This window comes from Streptococcus sp. CL8.13 (genome assembly GCF_049737895.1).
Genome location: NZ_JBKOTT010000073.1, coordinates 1 through 4,795, shown reverse-complemented (window position 1 = coordinate 4,795; position 4,795 = coordinate 1). Strand labels below are relative to the sequence as shown.

General features: G+C 39.4%; 6 protein-coding genes, 1 tRNA gene and 1 riboswitch. Of the genes, 3 read left to right on the top strand and 4 right to left on the bottom strand.

Annotation, left to right across the window (positions count from 1 at the left end):
• The coding region (locus ACLNCN_RS03425) for a GTPase (RefSeq protein ID WP_424844621.1) at positions 1-677 on the top strand (677 nt) is incomplete at its 5' end.
• A 45-nt stretch (positions 678-722) separates the two neighbouring features.
• Here the strand turns inward: ACLNCN_RS03425 and dapA are convergent.
• The 4 genes from dapA to ACLNCN_RS03405 form a co-directional block, all read right to left on the bottom strand.
• Positions 723-1,658: a 4-hydroxy-tetrahydrodipicolinate synthase gene (dapA, locus tag ACLNCN_RS03420; protein ID WP_000121608.1), complete on the bottom strand. Its 936-nt coding sequence runs from the start codon at positions 1,656-1,658 to the stop codon at positions 723-725.
• A 55-nt stretch (positions 1,659-1,713) separates the two neighbouring features.
• Positions 1,714-2,790: an aspartate-semialdehyde dehydrogenase gene (locus tag ACLNCN_RS03415; RefSeq protein WP_078228400.1), complete on the bottom strand. Its 1,077-nt coding sequence runs from the start codon at positions 2,788-2,790 to the stop codon at positions 1,714-1,716.
• A gap of 540 nt (positions 2,791-3,330) precedes the next feature.
• Positions 3,331-3,403 (bottom strand) — tRNA-Thr (locus ACLNCN_RS03410).
• Between the two features lie 97 nt (positions 3,404-3,500).
• Positions 3,501-4,010, bottom strand: a complete 510-nt coding sequence (locus ACLNCN_RS03405) for a QueT transporter family protein (protein ID WP_261035158.1) — start codon at positions 4,008-4,010, stop codon at positions 3,501-3,503.
• Positions 4,008-4,104, bottom strand: a riboswitch (PreQ1 riboswitch). It overlaps the preceding gene by 3 nt.
• Positions 4,105-4,132: 28 nt before the next feature.
• Here ACLNCN_RS03405 and ACLNCN_RS03400 point away from each other — a divergent pair.
• Together ACLNCN_RS03400 and ACLNCN_RS03395 are read left to right on the top strand one after the other, a co-directional pair.
• Positions 4,133-4,564, top strand: coding sequence for a GtrA family protein (locus tag ACLNCN_RS03400; RefSeq protein WP_261035159.1), 432 nt, complete (start codon positions 4,133-4,135; stop codon positions 4,562-4,564).
• 85 nt (positions 4,565-4,649) lie between these two features.
• Positions 4,650-4,795, top strand: a 146-nt coding sequence (locus ACLNCN_RS03395) for an MscL family protein (protein WP_424844622.1), incomplete at its 3' end; no start/stop codon positions are given.

Genomic DNA, 4,795 nt, shown 5'->3' with positions numbered 1-4,795 from the left:
ACGTTGGGAAATCTAGCCTGCTCAACAACCTCTTGCGTGAGGACAAGGCTATCGTTACAGATATTGCTGGTACTACTCGAGATGTCATTGAAGAATACGTCAACATCAATGGTGTTCCTCTCAAATTGATTGATACGGCCGGTATTCGTGAAACAGATGACATCGTGGAACAAATCGGTGTTGAGCGTTCGAAAAAAGCCCTCAAGGAAGCTGACTTGGTACTACTAGTGTTAAATGCCAGTGAACCACTGACCGCCCAAGATCGCCAACTCTTAGAAATCAGCCAAGATACTAATCGCATTATTCTGCTTAACAAAACTGATCTTCCTGAAGCAATTGAAACTTCAGAACTACCTGAAGATGTCATCCGTATTTCAGTTCTTAAAAACCAAAATATTGATAAGATCGAAGAGAGAATCAACAACCTCTTCTTTGAAAATGCTGGCTTGGTTGAGCAAGATGCTACTTACTTGTCTAATGCCCGTCACATTTCTTTGATTGAAAAGGCAGTTGAAAGCCTACAGGCTGTTAACCAAGGTCTTGAACTAGGTATGCCAGTTGATTTGTTGCAAGTTGACTTGACCCGTACTTGGGAAATTCTCGGAGAAATCACTGGAGATGCGGCTCCTGATGAACTCATCACCCAACTCTTTAGCCAATTCTGTTTAGGAAAATAAGAAAAATCCATGATCCTTCTTGCGGTCATGGATTTTATAGTATTATTAGTAATCTGGTCTTAAAACACCTGTTACAGTTGCCTTAGTCGCTTCGTAGTCGCCATCTACAACAACCTTGATAATGCGTTTGGCATCTTCTTCTGGTGCTGGAACAAGAGGTAGACGAGTTGGACCAGCTTCAAATCCCATGTAGTTAAGAACTGCCTTAACTGGAGCAGGACTTGGATAAGAGAAGAGGGCATTGACTTTAGGAATGAATTTACGCTGAATAGCTGCCGCTTTTTTCATATCGCTTTCTGCGATGGCAGTGAACATCTCGTGCATCTCATCTCCATTTGTATGGGAGGCAACGGAAATAACCCCATCCGCACCAAGGTTCATGGCATGGAAGGCATCCCCATCTTCACCTGTATAGACCAAGAACTCTTCTGGCTTATGCTCAATCAAGTAAGCCATATTAGCTAAGCTCGTACATTCTTTGACACCGATAATATTTGGATGGTCAGCCAAACGAAGCATAGTTTCTGGAGTTAATTCGACAACCACACGACCTGGAATGTTATAAATGATAATTGGTAGGTCCGAAGCGTCTGCAATGGCCTTAAAGTGCTGGTACATCCCTTCTTGAGAAGGCTTGTTGTAGTAAGGAACAATAGCAAGCCCAGCAGCAAAACCGCCAAATTCTGCTACTTCTTTGACAAATTCGATTGAGTCTCGTGTATCATTGGTACCTACACCCGCAATCAAAGGAACACGTCCATTAACAATCTTTTGTACAGCTGCAAAGAGTTCTAACTCCTCGTCGTGGGTTAAAGTTGGACTCTCAGCAGTCGTCCCTGCAAGAAGAATGCCGTCTGTGTGATGGGCCAACAAATGCTCAATCAAGGCTGGAATGGCATCAAAGTTGATAGAACCATCCTCATGGAAAGGGGTAATAAAGGCCGTGATGATTTTACACTCTTTTAAATCTTGATAAGACATGAAAACACCTCTCTATTTCAAAGAAGGAGTTCATCTGAACTCCTAAACGATATGACTATTTTAATTCAAACTTCAATTCAGCTGTTGGGCGAACCAATCCACGTTCGTGAAGAGTTTCTGCAATCTGAACGGAGTTCCAAGCAGCACCTTTGAGAAGGTTATCTGAAACAACCCACATGTGGATTCCTTTTTCAGCATCCAAGTCTTTACGGATACGACCAACAAAGGTATCACGTGAACCCACGGCATTGATGGCTTGAGGATAAATTTGATGAGCTACATCATCTTCAAGAACAGCACCTGGGAAGGCTGAGATAGCTGCTTTTACTTCTTCGATTGGAGCCACTTCTTTTGTTTCGATGTAAACTGACTCAGAGTGAGCTGACAAGACTGGAATACGCACACATGTTGCAGATACTGCAATACTGTCATCTTCCATAATTTTCTTAGTTTCCTTAGTCATCTTCATCTCTTCGTAAGTGTAATCATTATCAGTGAAGACATCGATTTGTGGAAGAGCATTGAAGGCGATAGGATAGTGTTTCTTGTCACCACCTGAAGGCAAGATTTCCGCATGTAAATCACGTGGTTTCACTCCATCATTCAAGACTTCACGAAGTTCACGTTGAGTCTCAAGAATTGCTCCCATACCAGCACCTGAAACTGCTTGGTAAGTTGAAACAATGATACGGTCCAAGCCCCATTTTTGGCGAACTGGCTCAAGAGCCACCATCATTTGGATTGTTGAACAGTTAGGGCAGGCAATGATACCGTTGTGGGCGTCAAGTGCATGAGCATTGACCTCTGGAACAACCAAAGGAACATCTGGATTTTGACGGAAGTAAGATGTATTATCTACTACTACCGCACCAGCTTTAACTGCGTATGGTGCATATTTAGCTGATGTAGAACCACCTGCTGAAAAGAGAGCAATGTCAACTCCCTCAAAAGCTGTTTCAGTTGTTTCTTCAATCGTAATATCTTGATCTTTAAATTTCAAAGTCTTGCCTGCTGAACGTGCAGAAGCAAGTAAACGAATTTTATCGATTGGAAGTGTTGATTCTTCCAACATTTTTATCATCTGAGCTCCGACAGCACCTGTCGCGCCGACTACAGCAACTGTATATCCCATAAATAACCTCTTTCGGAATTTTCTAAAAATTTCTATAATAGATGTATTATACTACTTTTTCCATGAATTGCAAAGCTTTTTCATCATTTTTTAGAAAATAAAAATCCCCAGTCGCTAGACTAGGGACTAAGAGGCATCTTCATGTGATGAGCAGGTTCACACAACTCATCAAGGTCCGCTCCTGCGTTATGACCTCCTTATGCTCAATAGTAGCCCGAAGACTACCTATCGACTCATCGCATCTACTATTCTACTAAAGAGAATAACTTTTGTCAACAGACGAAACTCTTTATACTCTTCGAAAATCTCTTCAAACTTCGTCAGCGTCGCCTTACCGTAGTTATGGTTACTGACTTCGTCAGTTCTATCTACAACCTCAAAGCAGTGCTTTTAGCAACCTGCGGCTAGCTTCCTAGTTTGCTCTTTGATTTTCATTGAGTATTAGTTTTATTTACACAGGTGCATAAGAAATATCTTTGAAACATTTGATGCACACATAACAAAAACCCTTGATTTACAAGGATTTTCTTGTCTATTTAATGCTAATTGCCGGGATTGAACCGGCGACCTCATCCTTACCATGGATGCGCTCTGCCAACTGAGCTAAATCAGCTTACTTGAAAAGTATACTATAGTTAGAAAATCTTGTCAAGTTTCCTTAGATATTTTCCATAAGAAAAAGCCAGGTAAGAGCTACCTAGCTTATCTTCTTATTTGCTTAAATCAATTCGACGACCAATTTTACCAATGATAATCGCACCAATAATCAATGAGGCAAATTCACCGATACCTGTTGTAAACCAAGTAAGGAAAAATGGTAATTGCGCTACCATATTCAACTCGGCAGCGATAGTAAACATAGAAATTGAAAAGAGGATTGAGAAGAAGAAATGATCTTTTCGAATCAATCCGTTAAAAAGATAATCCTTGCTGTATTTTGCAAAAAGCCAAACACCTAGACTAAGGAATACTAAGGTTGATCCACCACCAACAAAGACATCTAGCGGTCCGAAGCTAAAGAAATTAGCAATCATACAACCGATAGTAACTCCGATGATGTACTTAGGATTGTAAAAAGCCATAAAGTTCATCATTTCTGAAATACGGAACTGATAAGCACCATAGCTAATGGCATTTAGGGGTGGTGTGACAGTTAAAACGACATAGATGGCAGCAACGATTGCAATATCTGCAACATCACGAATAGTTAATTTTTTCATTTTTTCTCCTTTGGCGGTTTCCCGCGTATAATATGCTTGGTGAAAGAAGCTAAGCACCAAGGGTTGCTTGAGTCAACCTTACTAGTATAGCACAATAGCCTGCTTTATGCTATACTAAAAGAATGAAAAAACGCATTCAAAATCTCTTCGTGAATGAGCTCTTAGCCTATCTTTTTTTTGGAATAGCAACTACTCTTGTCTCCATTCTATCCAGATTAGTCATTTATCAACTAACTCATAGAGAACTCCTTGCTACTGGGCTAGCAAATAGTATCGGTATCCTATTTGCCTTTATTACAAATGATAGGCTTGTCTTTAAGCAAGCTAGAGAGAATTGGTCAATCCGTTTAGTAAAATTTACTCTAGCACGTCTTTCTACTTTTCTTTTAGACTTGTTTTTAACTTTTCTCTTTGTAACTCAGTTTCCTAATATTATCGGACAATTTGTAAGTAATAATATTAATAAGGTGAATAGTATTGAAACCGTTCTTGCACAATTCTTGATAATTATCCTCAATTACATTTTTAGTAAGGTATTTATTTTTAAAAAATAAGAAAAATTTTAAACATATAGCTTGCAAGAACTTCTTAATTAATATATAATTAAGTGTAAAAATTTTTTAAAAGGAAATTATGAAAATGTTAAAAGATCTTAAAGCATTTTTGCTTCGTGGTAATGTTGTTGACCTTGCTGTCGGTGTGATCATTGCCTCTGCTTTTGGTGCAATCGTTACTTCACTTGTTAACGATATCATCACTCCACTTATTTTGAATCCAGCCTTGGA